The sequence below is a fragment of the Algoriphagus namhaensis genome (assembly GCF_042649705.1).
In the GTDB taxonomy this organism is placed as follows: domain Bacteria; phylum Bacteroidota; class Bacteroidia; order Cytophagales; family Cyclobacteriaceae; genus Algoriphagus; species Algoriphagus namhaensis.
In genome coordinates, this window is sequence record NZ_JBHRZS010000007.1 from 392,462 (window position 1) to 409,693 (window position 17,232).

Consider the following 17,232-nt stretch of genomic DNA (forward strand, 5'->3'; position numbering starts at 1 on the left):
ATGAAAAATAAATACCCACTGTTCTGCTTATTTCTTTTGGGAATAATTGTGACGTCTCAAGCGCAGAGTCATAAAACAGAAAATATTTTTCTCATCACTTTGGATGGGATGCGTTGGCAAGAAGTTTTTGCAGGTATCGATCCGCTGCTCTTAAATGATACCACGGTTCTGGCAGACCCTTCAGAATTGACCAATCTGTTTTGGGCAAAAGACAAGGCAGGGAGGAGAGAAAAGCTCATGCCCTTCTTATGGAACGTATTTAAAAAAGAGGGCCAAATCTATGGGAATCGAGCCTATGGTAACCTCGTAGACAATGCCAATAAGCTTTGGTTTTCGTATCCTGGGTATAATGAAGTTCTTTCTGGATTTGCTGATGACGAGCGAATCACGAGTAATGACAAGATCAATAACCCCAATGTCACCTTTCTGGAATACCTTAATCAAAGAGATGAATATAAAGGAAAAGTTCGTGCATTTGGCTCTTGGGATGTTTTTCCCTACATCATCAATGCCGAAAGAAGTGGAATTCCTGTCAATGCAGGCTTTACGACAGCAACTAATCCTTCTGAAACCGAAAAACTAATAGCTAGACTTCAATCTGAAATCCGCGGTCCTTGGGGCGAGGTAAGATTGGACCCATTTACCCATCACTTTGCACTTGAGACTATCAAAGATGAAAAGCCGAGCATCGTGTATATTGCCTATGGCGAAACGGATGACTGGGCTCATGGAGGGAATTATGAGCAGTATATTTTAGCAGCTAGGCAGACCGATCAGTATATTCAGGAACTCTGGGAATATATTCAAAGGGATGCAAAATATGCAGATAAAACTACGATGATTATCACCACAGACCATGGTCGGGGTGTTGACGCATCTAGCTGGACGGGTCACGGGGCTAGAATTCCTGAGGCTGGTCAGATTTGGATGGCTGTAATAGGCCCTGATACCCAAGCCCAAGGAGAGATGAAAAAGAAAGGGCAATGGCAATCTGCGATGCTGGCTCGCACAATTTTTACACTTTTAGGATTGGAGTATCCAGACGAAAGTGCTGCGCCAGAAATAAAGGAAATGATAAATTAAGTGCTACAGTATATTTTGAATCAGCGTCTATTTTCCCGTGAGACATTACTTTTGGTTTTTCTCACCTTTTCGGCTTTTGGAGTATTGGCCCAGAACTCATACAGAAATGAACTGGGAGGAAGAATCACTAAAACTCAATTTGAAGAGCAAATTTTGACAGGGCCCTATTTTGGAGTACCGGGTGATCAGGAAGGAGAGATGGTTTTGGTATACCGAATGCCTGTGGGCAAAGTAGAAAACCCGGAAATTTTTTACGAAAAAACGGGTAATCAGGAAGCTTTTTCCCAAAGCAAAAATCTGATCGTGGTTTATTATCCAGGTCCAGATGAATGCAATTCCAATAGCGGTGACTTTGATGCAAATGCCATGAAAAAAGCAGCTAAAAGTCTAGATAAGTGGGCCGAGAAGCACAATGCTGTTGCGCCAATCTATGTTTATAAAAATTACGGGGGGTTGTTGGCATACGAGGAGTTTATGAATTGGCAGGCTGACCCTGATGGGGTTTTTGAAGCAGAGTTTTTCAGCTATCCTTACCCTTGCAAAAGCTTTGTAGTGCTCCATCCCAGTGGGGAGTATCGAGCGATTTTTGGTGATTTCCCCCTTTCTCAAATAGAGGTGGCTTTAAAGAAATTGAACCGTGCCAATCGATAAGACAGGAATCAGACTAAAGAAGGCTCATAAAGAAAATTTAGATTCTCTTTTGGAATTAGCTAGGCTCGCTTTTTTACAGGCATTTACAGAAAATAACAAGCCTGAAAATGTAAAATCCTATTTAGCTACTGCTTTTTCCATAGGTCAATTATCGAAAGAATTGGACGAAAAGGCCTCTTTATTTATGCTGGCAGAGCTTGATGATGAAATTGTCGGATATGTGAAGGTGAATTTGACACCAGCTCAAACTGATATCCATGATCCGGAAAGCTTAGAGATTGCGAGGTTATATGTTTTGGAGCATTATTTGGGTTTGGGTGTTGGAAAGATATTATTGGATTGGGCCATAGACTTTGCAAAGCAAAATCAAAAGAGATACGTTTGGCTCGGAGTCTGGGAGCATAATCCTCGTGCCATCCGATTTTATGAAAAAAATGGTTTTTCTAAATTTGGAACTCATCCCTTTCCCTTTGGGGATGAAATACAAACAGACCTTTTGATGAAAAAGACTTTATGAGAAACATTAAGGCAAACTTTTGGGTGGTCCTTATCGCGATTTTTGGATCTATGCTTTATGTTCATACCCATGATTTTGGGTATAGTGGTGACGATGGGATTTATTCCCATTTCAATCGAGTCACCAAGGAGGGCTTGGATAATTGGCAGGAGCTTTTTGAGTATGGCTCTATGAATTTTATCCAAATCAATCCTGTAAATTCCAGTATTTACCGACCACTTACTTTGCTGACATTTGGCCTCGAAAATGAGCTGGCAGGTGGTTTTTCGGCCCCTATTGGGCATCGCGTAAATATTGTTCTTTATGCATTGGTCTTGATGGTGATAGGCTGGCTGTTAGTTCGGCTGGTGCAAATCAGAAACCTTCCCATTTGGCTCGCACTAATGATTTTGTTGCTTTATGCGGTACATCCTATCCATTCTGAAGTGGTGGCATCGGTAAAAAGTAGGGACACCTTGTTATGTTCGCTTTTTGCTTTTTCAGCTATTCTCATTTGGGTGAATAGTGGTCCCAAACCGAAGGTTTTTCAGCAAATTATTGTTGCTGTTTTCTTTTTTTTGTCCTTGATTTCAAAAGAAGAATCCATTCCATTAATGGCTCTAGTAGCTGCAATCAGCTATTTCTTTTTTCAGAAAAGTCTGAAAGATTCGATTTTTTCAGTAGCTCCTTTTTTGATTCCTGTAGTGACTTACATGGGGATCCGCGCGGTAGTTCTTGACGAAGCTATCACCATTTACAATTCGATGATCAATAGCATCCTTTATGGGACTACTCCTGGGGAATTGCTAGCAACCAACTTCTACATTTACATACAGTACATCAAGCTGTTATTCTTTCCACACCCGCTTTCTTGGGATTATTCCTTTAGCCAGTTCACCGTTCAGAGTTTTGCAAATCCGCTGGTTTGGTTTAGTGTTTTGTTCTTCGGAGGGTTACTATTTGTGGCTTATAAAGGTTTCAAAACGCGTAATTTATTCAGTTTTGGAATTATATTTTACATCGCTACTTTTTCCATTTTTGCCAATTTAAGCAGAGCCTTAATTATCGGTTCTAATTTGGGTGAAAGGTTTCAGTTCATTCCTTCACTCGCATTTTGTTTTCTAATTTGCTATGGACTTTTCAAACTCAGTGATAGATTTTCGACTTTTAAAAAGCCACTATTTATAGGGGTCGTTTTACTTCCGATTGTCCTCGCATTTTCATGGAAAACAGTGGATCGAGCCAAGGTATGGGAAAGTAATCTAACGCTTTCAGCCTCAGGAGTGAAAACATCGCCAAAAAGTTGGCGAACGCATATGTTTTATGGCGATGAACTTCGTCAAAGAGGAAGCAATGTGCTCAGGTCTTATCCTGATTCTGCTAAAATGTATTTTGCTGAGGCGGTGAAGGAATTGGACAAAGGCTATGAGATTATTGCTGGAAAGGTGGGTGTGTCCCAATTTTTAGGATCATTAGCCGAATCATATCTGGGGCTGGGTGATTCTACAAAGGCTATTTCAATATTAGAAAGAAGTACGATAGAAAACCCTAATTCATCCTTCGCATTTATCAAGCTAGGATATGTGGAATTAGCACGAAAGAATGTTCCTCGAGCCGAGGAATGGTTTATTAAAGGCTTAAAGGCGCCTAATCCTGATTATTTCGGTCTATATAAGGCTCTTGGGACGCTCTATGATAGGGAAAATGAAAATTTGAGAGCCATTGCAGCTTTCAAGAAAGCTTTAGAATACAGTGATGATAGGGAAGTAAAACGGGCATTAGGCTTTTTGTATTTCCAAGAAGGTGACGAGAAAACCGCAAAGACTTACTTTCCTGAGGACGAGGACATAGATATGGATGAGGTCCGTTTCATTAAGGATTTGAAATTGGCAAACCTTGCTTTCAAAAAAGAGAATTATCAAGAATCTGTCGTCCTTTATGCCTCTATACTAGATCGATTTGAGGAATATGGTGGATCAGAAAAATATCCAAAGTTTTATGGTGCCTATGGCGAATCCCTGATTGAAACAGGGGATACCATTCAATCAAAAAACTACTTGCTGAAGGCATATGATTTAAATCCGATCGAACCGGTGATTTGTATGAATCTAGGGGTTATATCATTTTTTCACGATAAGGATTATAATGAAGCTGCTAGATATTTCAAGGAATCAATTGATGCAGGAATTGGTGATCTTTATTCGGCTTGGGTAAACTTAGGTTCAAGTCAAATAGTGGCTGGAAAGGAAGCCGATGCCGTTGAGTCTTTCGAAAAGGCATTGGAAATTAAACCCACAGTCTTAGCTGTGAAGAACTTATATCTTTTGAATAAAAACCTAGGGAACCAAGAGCAGGCGAAATATTACTTGAGCTTATTACAGCCTTCGACTGTTACCCAATAACTTTCCATTTCAAGAAAAGATGGATTTCACAATAGTCCTTTGATGGGCTTTTTCAGAGTTGAGAAAACTAAGGCTTATGATAAGGGTCTAAGCTAAAAGAATGATTCTTTTTTAGATAGAACTGTGGTTATATTTTCAGTTTGCCACCAATCTCCAGTACTTCGTGGGAGATTCCTTCTTTAGTGGCAGCTTTTCTAAAATTCTCAGGATCCTCGGTGTTAAATTCAAACATGTGATAATGATGTGGGATCACCATGCCGCCTACTTCTTTTCCAAAAGCCGCGGCCTCGGATGCACTCATGTTTCCAGCCACTTTTCGTTCAGGTTTATTACCATTGATGGGCAGGAGCAATACATCTGGTTTGAAGCTAGCTACTCTTTTTTCCAAACCCTCATACCAAAGGGTGTCTCCTGAATGATAAATGGAATAAGGGCCAATCTGAATCACATAGCCAAGATATTTATGAAATCCATCTTCGTTTTTGTCCAATTCATTGTGAGCCGAAGGAATCGCATTTATAGCGGTGGCTTCATTTAGGAAGTAGCTTTGCCGATCAGTCAGTCCAATTGGGAAGTTTGGATCGCAACCTAGTCTTTCGACTACGAAATCTCGATTCGCCTCTGGAATCACGAATCGAATCTTTGGATTTGCTTTCAAAATTGGCTTTAAAGTTTCTGCATCCAAATGATCGGTATGATTGTGTGAGGAGGTCACCAAATCGATGAAATCGAGCTTCTCCGGCGAAATCACCAACTCACTCATGCGCACATGAGGTTTATCCGTCTGCGCGTATTTTTTGGTAAGGCTGCCGGAAAGGTAAGGGTCTAGCAGGAGATGAACGCCACGCCATTGAATCAAGAATCCGCTTTGCCCTAGCCACCAAATTCGTAAACCTTCGACTTCTTCAGCCGTTGCCTTAATTTCTGCCAGTAGCTCGTCGTCTTTTTTGATGGGTTGAATCATATCAATAGCCAGATGGATCTTCTTTGGATTGTTTTTGCCCTGAACTCAGTCCTAATCGTGTTTTAGCCTCTTCCAAAATAGCTACGGTGGCCGATGCACCCAGGCGAGTGCAACCCATTTCACGGACTTTGAGTAATCCGTCTAGCGTACGCACACCTCCGGCTGCTTTGATCTGCACTTTTGGTCCACTGTATTTCCGCATGAGGTTGAGGTCATGTTCGGTGGCGCCTTGATAGCCGTATTTACCATCCGGACCTTTGACAAAGCCATATCCTGTACTTGTTTTTACAAAGGCTACACCGATTTTACTACATATTTTGCAAAGCTTGATTTTGAATTTGTCCTCAGGGAGAAAGTCATTTTCGAAGATCACTTTCAGGATTGCTCCCTTTTTTTCGCATTCTTTATTGACGGCTTTGATTTCCTTTCGCACATACTTCCAGTCTTCGCCAAGTACTTTTCCACAGTTGACTACCATGTCGATTTCCGTGGCTCCATCCTTGCAGGCCTGCCGAGTTTCTAGAACCTTCAGCTTGGTGGTGTTATTTCCATGAGGAAAACCAATCACTGAGCAAACTTTGACCGTTGAGCCCTTGAGAATTTTGGCGGTTTCTTTTACGAAGTAAGGTTTCACACAAACAGCCGCCACATTGTACTCCAAGGCAAGCCTACACCCCTCTTCCAATTCCCGATCTGTCATAGTCGGATGAAGCAAAGAATGGTCGATCATTTTTGCGACTTCTTTTAAGGTAAAGTTCATGGGAAAAATTTAAAATTTGAAAATTAATAATTTAAAATTAAGTGGTTAAAGCTCATTTGAAAGTCTAATTCCTTGCTATTTACTTTGGGATTTAGAATTCTGGAATTCAAGCACCTGAATTTTTTTCTTCCAACATCCAACATCCAACATCCAACTTCCTACCTCCTCATCTCCTTCGCTCCTTGGCACATTGCCGCAAGTTTGCGTTTGGCCGCCCAGCGGGCAGTTTGACTAAGTCCGCAATCAGGAGCCACTGCTAGTTTTTCGGCAGGAACATACTTCAGACAAGCTTTAATGCGCTCTTTTACATCCTCAACCGTTTCGATGTAGTAGTTTTTCACATCAATTATTCCCACGGCCACGTCCATTTTTTCTGCGAAAGCAGCCAAAAGCTCAATTTCATCAAACTCGCGATTGGCCATTTCTACATGGATTTCGTCCACATTAAAGTCTAGAAAATCAGGAAGCATGGGGTGCAATTTTCTATATCCCACTGGCCTTCCTTTGAAGTTCCCAAAGCAAAGGTGAGTGGAAAGTCTTGCCTTACCCACAGCAGCAGCTACAGTCCTGTTGAAAATATCTACAAATCGCTTGGTGTCCTCCTTGTAGGCATAGCATGACATCGAAGGTTCATCCACTGTGATTTCGGTGCAACCTGCCTGTACTAGATTTGCTATTTCTTCATGTACCAAAGGCAAAATTGCCTCAGCAATATCAAATCTATCTTTATAGATTTTGCCGTCTGGGATCATTCTGCCGGCTAGCGTGTATGGGCCTGGGATGGAGGCTTTCAACGTTGGACCAGCTGGAGCAAGTCTTGCCAATCGCTTAAATTCTTCCACTGCGCCGAGGCCATTTGGTGCGGAAAGTGGCTCGATGATGGAGTGCTTTCCTCGCTGATCGTGTGCGGGAGGGCCAAATTTTCGGGTTTCGTCATGATTGGCTTGAAGGCCTTTGAGAAACCCATAAAAGGAAAGATTGAAATCCAGTCGAGTTTGTTCTCCGTCGGTGATCACATCTAATCCGGCATCTACTTGATCTTTGATAGCAATACTTACCGCATCATCGATCATCTCTTCTATGTCTGCTTTGCCAAATTGATTGAGATTTTTGGAACCAAACTCTAGCCATCCTGGGAAAGGATAGGAGCCGATGACAGTGGTGCGAATTGGGTTGGGTTGCATTTTGAATTTTGAAGTTTAAAATCTGAAGTCTGAAATTTTTTAATACTGTGCTGCTTTTGCAGAAGCAGTCGTAAAGATGAAGTTCAAAAGTCCACCTACTGGTGAAGCGGGATAACACGGAGCACCGGGCATCCAGCACCTGCCACCTCTCACCCCACTATCTCTTTCACTTTTCCGCTTTCTTTATGTCTGACGATGGTCACTTGGTCGCCATTCGGGAGTTTTTCGGTTTTGATTAGCCAGTGGTCTGCATCATATTCCTGAAAGACGGAAGGTTTAGTAACACCTGTTTTCCCACGCCAAACCTTCAAGTCTACCGGTTCCCAAAGCTTGGTTTTTGCAGATTTATATGCGGCATCGATTACAGCATTGACCACATAGCCATCGTAGAAAGTTTCTTGAGGCTGAGTGCCTTTTTCAATCGCATCAAACATGTCGATAAACATATTGGGATAGCCCAATTCATGAGCTTCATCGCCCACTGGGAACTGCCAGCCTTTATCCACTTCCGCTTTTTCAGCTACATAGCCTTTGCCTTCGCCGGAGGTGAATATTTCAAAGCCCGTACGCAGCCAGGAATTCACCCAAATCGTGCCCTCTGTACCCATGACTTCGTCTCGCAGGTCCATTCCACCTCGGAAAGTCCAACTGACTTCAAATTGCCCGATCGCGCCATTTTCATATTTCACCAATCCTATCGCATGATCTTCTGCATCGATCGGCTTTACCTGCGTATCTGCCCAGCACATGACCTCAAGAGGTCGGATGTCTTTGCCAATGAAATTCCTGGAAATCTCAATACAGTGACAGCCCAAATCTACAATGGCTCCACCCCCCGCAGCCTCCAAATCCCAAAACCAGTCTGCATGCGGACCCGGGTGAGTTTCCCTAGATTTCGCCCACAGCACGCGGCCAATCGCTCCATCCTGAACAGATTTTAATGATTTTTGAAATTTTGGGGTGTAGCAAAGATCTTCGAGATATCCTCCAAAAATTCCTGCTTTCTCCACGGCTTCCAGCATGCGCAAAGCTTCTTCCGCCGTTCGACCCAAAGGCTTGGTGCAGAGTACAGACTTTTTGTGTTTTACACAAAGCATCACTGCTTCTTCATGGAGATAGTTTGGAAGTGCGATAATCACAATCTCCGCATCTTGATGCGAAACTGCGGCTTCCATGTCTGTGAAGGCTGCTGGTACCTGATAATCTTTTGCGAAGCGGTCCACAGTGGTCTCAGATCTAGAGTAGACTACTTTGACCTTGTCCTTGGATCGTCTGCCTACAAGTGATTCAGCATAAAACCTTCCGATAAACCCTCCGCCGAGGATGCATAAGTTTGCCATAGGTTTAATTTTTTGGGTTCAAGTCATTGAATATATCTTTCTTATGCTAAAAGATGAAGTTCAATTGAAATTCATTTTGCGGAATTTGGATCAGAAACGTAGGAGGGAACACCATTTTCCGCATACATTTTGGCGATTCGGTGGCCGTGTTCGTCATAAGCCGCTTGAAAAAGTGAAGCCGCCTTTTCAGCTCCGACCACGGCTCCTGCAGTCAAAACTTTTGGTGGGTATCCAGCCTGAGTCAATAGACTTGCCACTTCAGCTTTGATGCTGTTGATCAGCATACAAGATCCCACGGTAGATCCAGGAGCCACAGGTGTTTCCAATCCATCTATCTGCACCATCGCATCACCAATCGGAGCGCCAGAGTCTAGGACAAAATCACAAAAGTCTTGTAATTTTTTTCCGTCCGATTTTTTAGAAGTGGAGGCTTCTGAGTGTTTTTTAGAGATTAAGCCAACCGTTTTGATGCCCTTGGACTGGAATATTTCAGCCATTTCAATGGGCACGATATTACAGCCTGAGGAAGAAATGACTAAGGCTGAATCATTTTCTGATAGATCGAAATTTCTTAGGATTTGTGAGGCAAAATTTGGTACGTTTTCTAGAAACATGGCTTGCCGCTGTCCGTTGGCACCTACGACCAGGTTATGAAAAGTCAATGAAAGCTCCACAATGGGATTGAAGCCAGGAAAAGAACCATACCGAGGCCACATTTCCTCAACCATAATTCGGCTGTGACCAGAACCAAAAACATGGACCATTCTGCCCGCCAAAATGGATTTAGCAAAGTGCTCTGCCACTTGTTGAATAGTTTTTTCCTGTTGGCGAACTCCGTCCAAAAGCTCTTGGCATCGATCTAGGTAGGTTTGTGTATAACTCATAAAGTGTGGTTTTAGGTTTAGGCCTCCAAAAGTGCAAATCCAGCAGCGCCTATGGCTCCTGAGAAATCCGAGAATTGAGCCTTAAGAATTTCAGTTTTTTTGCCCTCTGGGCGAAATTCAAACTTATCGATAAACTCGCCTAATGGTACAAAAAGGGCATCATTTGCGTGGGTGAGTCCACCAGCTAATACGATGGCTTCGGGAGAGAAAATATTGGTCAAGGAACAAATACCAAGAGCCAAGGTACGCATCATATCCAGCCACATCCATGTGGCAAAGGTATCTCCGATTTTATAGGCATCTAGTAGCTCATAGGTACTTTTGAAAGTGCCATGACTCCGTTTGGAGATAGAATAGTTGCCTAGTGCATACTCCAAACTCCCTGGCATCCCCAAAATACTCAGGTCATCTCCACCAGATTGGATAGCGGTATGTCCGATATGGCCTGCCATCTGAGCCCTTCCTTGGTAGAGTTTTCCGTCAAGGAGAATACCTCCGCCAACGCCAGTTCCTAAAGTAACTAGAAGGGCATTTTTCATTCCTTTCATTACACCAAAAGCTGATTCTGCCATCAAGGCGGCATGCGCATCATTCAAAACTTTGGTTTCTACTTCGAGGTATTTACTCCAGTCAAATCCCTCCAATCCAGGTAGTTTGTTTGGGAGGAAGCTAATCTGTGAATTGCTTGCATTGGCCAATCCGGGAGCGGAAAGACCAACTTTGAGCGGAGTGTCCTTTACAAAGCCTTGTAATTGTTCGTGAACCTGCTTGATATTTTTTTGCCATACTCCATCAGTCTCTCCTTGAGTCGGTTGACGAACTTGATGGAGAATTTTTCCCGTTTCATCGATGATTACTCCCTTGATATTGGTACCGCCAAGGTCAATGCCTATTGCTTTTTTCATGAATATTGTCCCTCGGTCAGGTGCCAGCCTCCATCGATATGCAGGATCTGACCCGTTGTAAATTTAGAATCATCGGAAAGAAAAAATACGGCTGCTTGGTCCAGATCGGAAGGCTTTCCGACCCTTCCTCCATCCAAAGGCATTTTAGATGCCGAGAATTTCAAGATTTCTGGATTTGTCATTGCCCGCTGGGACATAGGGCTTTCGACTAGGGCTGGCGCCAAAACATTGATGCGGATATTTTGGCTGGCATAATAGGCTGCGGTACTTACAGTCAGACCTTCCACAGCGGCTTTTGCTGCAGCATAAGCGTGGGTAACAAAGTACTTCGGTGATGGCGAAAAGGATAAAATCGAACCCAAATTCAAAATTGATCCTCCATACCCAAGTTCTTGAAATGCCTGAATGGCAGCTTGATTTGAAAGCATAAGAGAGGTGAGGTTGAGATGAAGTGTTTCATTCCAGCCATCTAAAGTCAGCTCATGGAGCGGACCATCACCAAACTTTCTCCCACTTCCCCCAGCCACATGATAGATCCCATGAAAATCCCCAAACTTTTCAATACAAGCTCGAATGGCTGATTTTGCTGTGTCCTCTCTTCGCGCATCTGCGCAAAGTACAATGGTGTCTGGCAGCGTCGAAGTGGCTTGTTCACAGCTATCTTCATCCAAACCTACTAAGACCAATTGAGCTCCTTCTTGTGCCAAGGCCTTGGCAGCAGAAAGTCCAATACCCGATGTGCCGCCGATGATTACTAAGGTTTTGTTTTTAAGTTTCATTTGAGATGATGAAGAAAAGAAAGCAGTGACCTCATAAATGGATCACTTTCTAATTTAATGGAATAAAATTTCTCATCAAGTTCATCAAGGGATTACCGAAGTGGTATTTCAAAAAGTATCAGTTGAAGATGCCAGAGGATTAGAGTTAATGCTGATAGGCTTTCCCTTCCTCTAGCTCTTGCTTTGGATAGCCTTCGAAATAATATGGGATAGCTATACCTCTTTCTTTTGTAACAAAAAAATGCAAGTGCGGTCCAGTTGCGTAGCCTGTCTGCCCCGAAAAACCAATATGTTGGCCCTTATTCACAAAATCGCCCTCAAGGACCACAGAGCCTTGGTATTGCAAATGAAGGTAGGAAGCAAATGTTCCGTCTTCATGGAGTATGATAATTTCATTCCCTGAAGCCCCATATTTCGGTCCCCCACGTTTCGTAAACCAATCGATCACTTTTACTACTGTGCCTTCACGGGCAGCAAATACTTTTTCTCCTTCATCCATCTGAAAATCTATGGCAAAGAGGGATTCAGAAGTATTGTGAGTTGCTTTGCCTCTCCACCCTTGACTGACAGAGACAGCTTTTCCTTTTTCAAATGGAAATCGGTAAGGGTAATCCAAATCCACTTTTGTGAGATCAGGATGTCCCATGTGATAATCAATCCGATAATTTATTTGTATGCTTCCTGATTTCTTACCAATAATGATTTTAGGATGAGACATCAATACCGCGCTATCCAGAGGTTCAATCAAAAAGGACTTTTCATCTTGATTTTTGACATCTAAAATCACTTCTAATGGTGCGTAAAGTTGATTCACAGCTACCAGAAATGCCGTATCTCCTTGATCAACCCACCGGATTACTAGATCATCTTCAAAACCTTGTGGCTCATCTTTTTCCTTTTGTGCGAAAGTAGAAAAGCTGGAAAAAAGAATGCTGAGAAGTAGAAAAGGCAATCTATAATTCAAGGACAAATGGGTTTGATTCAGAGTACAAAGAATTTAACGCTAAATCTCCTCAGCTGGTATGGACTAGTAGAAACCCAGTCTATCCAATCCCACTTGAACTTCGGGTGCAGCCATAAATAGATTCCAACCTAATCCACTTCGGTGATTTTCTATCATGGTCACCATAGGTCCCTGATCGATGGCCAAGTATCTCTGGGGAAAAAAATCATGATGAGGGCTCATGGCGTCGTAAAAGCCATATTTACCAAACACTTTTTCTCCATAATTTTCATAGAGATTTCTAATCACTTTCATGCTCTCCTCAGGAGTATAAACGATCGAAGATACAGCGGCCGTGGGTGAAATCACACCTGTGTCATTTCCAGGTCGATGGGCATCGTAGAAATTGATGGAGTAAGATGCCGTCAAGCCCCACAGATCTTCTCCATACCCTTCGAAATTGCCCGAGTTATTAATGCACCAAGCACGATTGATAAGGGTGTGATTTCGATTCTCCTGCCAGTAGTCGGCATATTGATCCTTTAGGTTTTTGGGATTGAGGCTCAAATAGGAGTAATGGGCCCAAAAAAGTGGTCCTCCATATTCCTCAGCACCGTTATGTTTGAGCTGCAAGGGAAATCCAAAAGGTGAAACTCCAGTAGCCTTGATTCCACCACTACGCGCCCATCCTTCATGGTAGGCAGCGGGATCAATGGGATGAGTAGGGGAGGCTGCCGCCAAAATGTATACGATCAGGGCTTCATTGTACCCCTCAAGAGCAAAGTTCATTTCCCAATCAAAATTTGGTGACCAGTGCCAATAAAGTACATTTTGGCCACCTTGAGTGTGAAAATTCCAGTCCATTTCTCTCCAAAGGAGATCTATTCTATTTGCCAGTTCTTTTTCTTCGGCTGACCCATCTTTGAAATACTCTCTAACCGTAAGCAGGCCTTGGATTAAGAAGGCTGATTCTACCAAATCGGCACCATCATCTTTGGGTGAAAACGGCTTTACTTTCCCGGTTTTGCCATCTAGCCAATGTGGCCAGATTCCATGCCATCGATCAGCCTTTTCCAAAAAGCTGACCATTCTTTCAAATCGATTCCTTGCCTGATCTCGTGTGATCCAACCTCGCTCAATGGCCCCCAGAATACCGATCATCCCCATGCCGGTTCCTCCTGTGGTGACGATATGCTGATCGTTTGCTGGATAGATTCCATCAATGTGGATTCGCTCGGGCGCCATTCCCGAATTGGGCTCAGCCCCATCCCAGAAATACTGAAAAGTGGCGTAAGCAACCGTATCTAAAAGCTGTTCATCGCTCAGAATTGGCCTTGGAGTTTGATCTTGAATGGGATTTCCGGCAGATTGGCAGGAAAGTAAAATCACGGAAAGCAGAAAGAGGTAGGCTGAATTGAGCATTATACTAATCGAGTTTTATGCTTAAGGTAAATAATTGATTTGAATTCGAGTGAGGGACTAGTACTTTTAGAAAAAAAACATGAGGTTAAAACTGTTTTTTCTATCACTATTGATATCTGTCCAGGGCTTTGCACAGCAGAATTCTGAGCCAGCTGTAATTCTAATTTCTTTAGACGGGTTTAGGTACGATTATGTTGAAAAATTCCAACCTGAAAATCTCACTAAGTTTATTCAGAATGGAGTGGCGGCGAAATCTTTGATCCCGTCTTTTCCTACCAAAACTTTTCCCAATCATTACACGATCGCTACTGGCCTTAGACCTGAGCATCATGGAATCGTCGATAATTCTTTCTATGATCCTACTAAAGATCAAACCTATGCTATCAGAAACAGGGAGGCGGTAGTGGATGGCACTTGGTATGGAGGTACACCCCTTTGGGTACTTGCGGAACAAAATGGAATAAAGGCTGCGAGTTATTTCTTTGTTGGTTCTGAAGCAGATGTGCAAGGCGTCCGACCAAGTTATTATTATGATTACGATGGAAGGATAAATAACCTCACTCGGGTTTCTGAAGTTTTCAAATGGCTTCAAATGCCTGATTCCCTCCGTCCTCGGATGATTACCTTGTATTTTTCGGATATGGACGATGAGGGGCATGCTTTCGGTGCATCCAATGATCAGAAAATATCTGATAAGCTGGAAGAACTTGATCGGGTTCTTGGGGCTTTGTTTGAGGGAGTGAAGAGTCTGGATCAAGATGTTAATATTATTATCGTCTCCGATCACGGGATGGCAGATGTGACGGTGGATAGCTATTTACCTCTTGACCAAATCACCGAAGGAGTAAAAGGGCGAGTGGTGAATAACGGTGCATTGGCGCATATTTATTTAGAAGATCCTTCCCAAAAAGAAGCTGTAATCCGAAGTGTTGATAAAAAGGCAAAGGGTTTCCGGGTATTTGATCCTGCTGAAGGAGATTATTATGGTGATGTCTCAAAACATGGTGACCGCATTGGAGATGTGGTCGTCTTAGCAGATTTGGGATATTATTTTATGGAAAATGAGGAATATCGTGAAGTAATCGCACGTCGGATGCAGATAGATGGGACCGCTATAAGAGGAACTCATGGATTTAGTAAGGAGTATGAAGAAATGCACGGTATTTTTTATGCTCAAGGTCCGCAGTTGAAATCAGGTGTAGAGATCGATTCCTTTGATAATATCCATGTTTTTCCACTGATTTGTGAGATTTTGGGATTGCCTGTTCCCGCAGATATTGATGGCAAAATCGAAGTTTTAGAGCCACTTCTCAAAGATTAAAATGGACAGAGCTACGATAAAAAGTAGGAAAGAGGTTGATTTCTTGGTTCGCCGATTTTATAAAGCAATTCGAGTTCATCCCACGCTAGGGCCTATTTTTAATAGGGTTGTTCAGGATTGGGATCATCACCTAGTGCATCTGTCGGATTTCTGGGAAATGATTTTGCTCAAATCTGGCCCTGGTGAGGCAAAATTTAACCCTACGAAAGTTCATCGAGAAGTAGATGCTAAGGTGGATCACAGCATAGACCAAGTCCACTTTGGGAATTGGCTGGAGCTTTGGTTTGCAACCATTGATCGGTATTTTGAGGGTGAAGTTGCCGACTTTGCAAAGGAGCATGCTCGCAGGATGGCTCATATGCTTTTTATGCGAATTTGGGAAGCTCGCTAAAACTAAATCTCTATGTACTCTATACTAAGAATTCTAATTCTAATATGCCTTTTTAATCCTGTGTATTCCGGATTGGCACAAGGTGACATCTCGCTCTTCAATGGTTCAGATCTGAGTGGCTGGTATATGGACGTTCCTGACCTGGAGGTCGATAGTTCATTGCGAATCCCATTTATTGTTCGGGAAGGTTTATTGGTAAGTTTAGGCACACCGCAAGGCCATCTTATCACCGAAAGTAGCTTTGAAAATTATGAACTTGAATTGGACTATAGGTTTGCAGGAGAACCTGGCAATTGTGGGATTCTGGTCCATGCTTCTGAGCCCCGAGCTTTGTATAAGATGTTTCCTAAATCAATCGAAGTCCAGCTGATGCATGCAAATGCAGGGGATTTCTGGTGCATTCAGGAAAATATAGAAGTGGAAAACATGGAAGCCCGAAGGGGCCCAAAAGAAAATTGGGGTGTAGTCGAAGGCAAGGAAAGAAGAATTCTAAACCTAACCGATGATTCCGAAAATCCACTCGGTGAATGGAATCACGTTCGGGTGCGGTGTGAAGGACGAGAGGTTACGGTTTGGATCAATAATGAATTGGTTAATCAAGGGTTCAATGCCACAGCCTTACGGGGCCAAATTGCATTGCAGGCGGAAGGAGCGGAGGTAGAATTCAAAAACATTCAACTGAGAAAAATTCAGCTTCCTTAAGTCGTCGGAGCGGGGCTTTCTTCAGGCGAAGCTGGTCCGGTGCCAGGAATAAATCGAGGTACTTTTTTCTGGTAATTTGCATATTCTGGATATTTCGAAGCTGAGATTTCCTCGCTGAAATTTGAGCTGCCTTGAAAAAGTATCAGCAAAAGAAGACAACCTACAACAGACCAATTGAGAATTTGTCCAGAGGTAATCACCGAGAAAAAGTAAAAGCAAACCCAAATTCCTTGTTCGCCTAGATAGTTTGGGTGTCTGGAAATGGCCCAAAGTCCCTTGTCCAGAAAGCCTTTCGCAAAATCCCCATGCAATAGTTTTCCTTCACGTATGAGTTTCCACTTTTCAGACTGATACTTCCAGTGCTGTTCATCGGAGATGGTTTCGATAATCAAAAACCCAAGGAAGCCCAAGGAAACCAATAAGTCGGTCCAGCCAAGAGTTTGATCATCAAACTGAAAACTGACGAGCATCGGCAAAGTGAAAAGCAAAATCAAAACATTCTGATAGCCCGAAATGAAAAACAGATTAAAAAGCGTCCATTTCCATTTGGGCTGAAATTCTGGTTTTTTACGTAAGATCTCCCATCGATAATCCTCTTCTCCTTCCCAAAACTTCCAGCGATAGGCTCCCTTTCGGGCAAAGTTATACGTAAGTCTTGTGCCCCAAGCAGTTACCAAAAGTGCCATCAAAATCATTCTTGGGGTAAAGTCCCCATAAAAAGCCATTACCCAAGCATAAATAATCGGCAGAATACTCCAATACTTGTCGACTTGGCTATTATTACCGGTAAGCTCTCCCACGATGAAGCAGTATGCGATGGCAAATCCGCAAATCCAGATCAGTACCTTGAGGGCCTCCCATACTTCGGGGCTTAAGGGTGTTCCAAAAAGATAGGTGAAAACTGGGACTACCAGTAAAGTGAAAATTAAGATAATGGCGGTTTGAAGGATTTTCATTCTCTTTCGGAGTCAAAATGGGTTAAATAGAAAAGAAGTTAAATTTAGA

At 42.8% G+C, this 17,232-nt stretch carries 17 protein-coding genes; 7 read left to right on the top strand and 10 right to left on the bottom strand.

Annotated features, from left to right (window positions below; translation table 11 throughout):
- Genes ACFOSV_RS09970 through ACFOSV_RS09985 form a run of 4 tightly spaced genes read left to right on the top strand, consistent with a single transcriptional unit; the run spans window position 1 to window position 4,632 of the window.
- A complete protein-coding gene (locus ACFOSV_RS09970) occupies window positions 1-1,083 on the top strand; it encodes a sulfatase-like hydrolase/transferase (protein WP_377905863.1) in 1,083 nt (360 codons plus the stop codon).
- Window positions 1,084-1,734, top strand: coding sequence for a hypothetical protein (locus ACFOSV_RS09975; protein ID WP_377905864.1), 651 nt, complete (start codon window positions 1,084-1,086; stop codon window positions 1,732-1,734).
- Window positions 1,721-2,251 (top strand): GNAT family N-acetyltransferase, encoded by a 531-nt coding sequence (locus tag ACFOSV_RS09980; protein ID WP_377905865.1) that lies wholly within the window; start codon window positions 1,721-1,723, stop codon window positions 2,249-2,251. The genes ACFOSV_RS09975 and ACFOSV_RS09980 overlap by 14 nt, the downstream gene beginning before the upstream one ends.
- The gene (locus tag ACFOSV_RS09985; protein ID WP_377905866.1) at window positions 2,248-4,632 is read left to right on the top strand and encodes a tetratricopeptide repeat protein; all 2,385 of its coding nucleotides are present in this window, start codon (window positions 2,248-2,250) and stop codon (window positions 4,630-4,632) included. The genes ACFOSV_RS09980 and ACFOSV_RS09985 overlap by 4 nt, the downstream gene beginning before the upstream one ends.
- A gap of 127 nt (window positions 4,633-4,759) precedes the next feature.
- On the opposite strand, the gene ACFOSV_RS09990 is transcribed toward ACFOSV_RS09985, so the two are convergent.
- From ACFOSV_RS09990 to ACFOSV_RS10030, 9 genes are all read right to left on the bottom strand, one after another.
- Window positions 4,760-5,596 (bottom strand): MBL fold metallo-hydrolase, encoded by an 837-nt coding sequence (locus ACFOSV_RS09990; protein WP_377905867.1) that lies wholly within the window; start codon window positions 5,594-5,596, stop codon window positions 4,760-4,762.
- 1 nt (window position 5,597) lies between these two features.
- Window positions 5,598-6,356, bottom strand: coding sequence for a deoxyribose-phosphate aldolase (deoC, locus tag ACFOSV_RS09995; protein WP_377905868.1), 759 nt, complete (start codon window positions 6,354-6,356; stop codon window positions 5,598-5,600).
- Window positions 6,357-6,514: 158 nt separating this feature from the next.
- Window positions 6,515-7,540, bottom strand: coding sequence for a methionine synthase (locus ACFOSV_RS10000; RefSeq protein ID WP_377905869.1), 1,026 nt, complete (start codon window positions 7,538-7,540; stop codon window positions 6,515-6,517).
- Window positions 7,541-7,689: 149 nt separating this feature from the next.
- Window positions 7,690-8,880: a Gfo/Idh/MocA family protein gene (locus ACFOSV_RS10005; protein WP_377905870.1), complete on the bottom strand. Its 1,191-nt coding sequence runs from the start codon at window positions 8,878-8,880 to the stop codon at window positions 7,690-7,692.
- 71 nt (window positions 8,881-8,951) lie between these two features.
- On the bottom strand, window positions 8,952-9,764 hold the full coding sequence (locus tag ACFOSV_RS10010) for a sugar isomerase domain-containing protein (protein ID WP_377905871.1): 813 nt from the start codon (window positions 9,762-9,764) through the stop codon (window positions 8,952-8,954).
- A gap of 17 nt (window positions 9,765-9,781) precedes the next feature.
- The gene (locus tag ACFOSV_RS10015) at window positions 9,782-10,669 is read right to left on the bottom strand and encodes an ROK family protein (RefSeq protein ID WP_377905872.1); all 888 of its coding nucleotides are present in this window, start codon (window positions 10,667-10,669) and stop codon (window positions 9,782-9,784) included.
- Window positions 10,666-11,448, bottom strand: a complete 783-nt coding sequence (locus ACFOSV_RS10020; RefSeq protein ID WP_377905873.1) for an SDR family NAD(P)-dependent oxidoreductase — start codon at window positions 11,446-11,448, stop codon at window positions 10,666-10,668. The genes ACFOSV_RS10015 and ACFOSV_RS10020 overlap by 4 nt, the downstream gene beginning before the upstream one ends.
- Before the next feature lie 145 nt (window positions 11,449-11,593).
- Window positions 11,594-12,412 carry a M23 family metallopeptidase gene (locus ACFOSV_RS10025; protein WP_377905874.1) on the bottom strand — a complete coding sequence of 273 codons (819 nt, stop codon included), beginning with the start codon at window positions 12,410-12,412 and terminating at the stop codon, window positions 11,594-11,596.
- A gap of 63 nt (window positions 12,413-12,475) precedes the next feature.
- Complete coding sequence (locus tag ACFOSV_RS10030; RefSeq protein ID WP_377905875.1) at window positions 12,476-13,813, bottom strand: glucoamylase family protein; 1,338 nt, start codon at window positions 13,811-13,813, stop codon at window positions 12,476-12,478.
- Window positions 13,814-13,892: 79 nt separating this feature from the next.
- On the opposite strand from ACFOSV_RS10030, the gene ACFOSV_RS10035 reads away from it, so the two are divergent.
- The 3 genes from ACFOSV_RS10035 to ACFOSV_RS10045 are packed head-to-tail and all read left to right on the top strand — an operon-like array spanning window position 13,893 to window position 16,227.
- A complete protein-coding gene (locus ACFOSV_RS10035; RefSeq protein WP_377905876.1) occupies window positions 13,893-15,134 on the top strand; it encodes an alkaline phosphatase family protein in 1,242 nt (413 codons plus the stop codon).
- A 1-nt stretch (window position 15,135) separates the two neighbouring features.
- Window positions 15,136-15,525, top strand: a complete 390-nt coding sequence (locus tag ACFOSV_RS10040; protein ID WP_377905877.1) for a group III truncated hemoglobin — start codon at window positions 15,136-15,138, stop codon at window positions 15,523-15,525.
- 12 nt (window positions 15,526-15,537) lie between these two features.
- Window positions 15,538-16,227, top strand: coding sequence for a 3-keto-disaccharide hydrolase (locus ACFOSV_RS10045; protein ID WP_377905878.1), 690 nt, complete (start codon window positions 15,538-15,540; stop codon window positions 16,225-16,227).
- Here ACFOSV_RS10045 and ACFOSV_RS10050 read toward each other — a convergent pair.
- Window positions 16,224-17,183: a DUF1295 domain-containing protein gene (locus tag ACFOSV_RS10050; protein ID WP_377905879.1), complete on the bottom strand. Its 960-nt coding sequence runs from the start codon at window positions 17,181-17,183 to the stop codon at window positions 16,224-16,226. The two genes, ACFOSV_RS10045 and ACFOSV_RS10050, sit on opposite strands and share 4 nt — an antisense overlap.
- Window positions 17,184-17,232 lie beyond the last annotated feature (49 nt).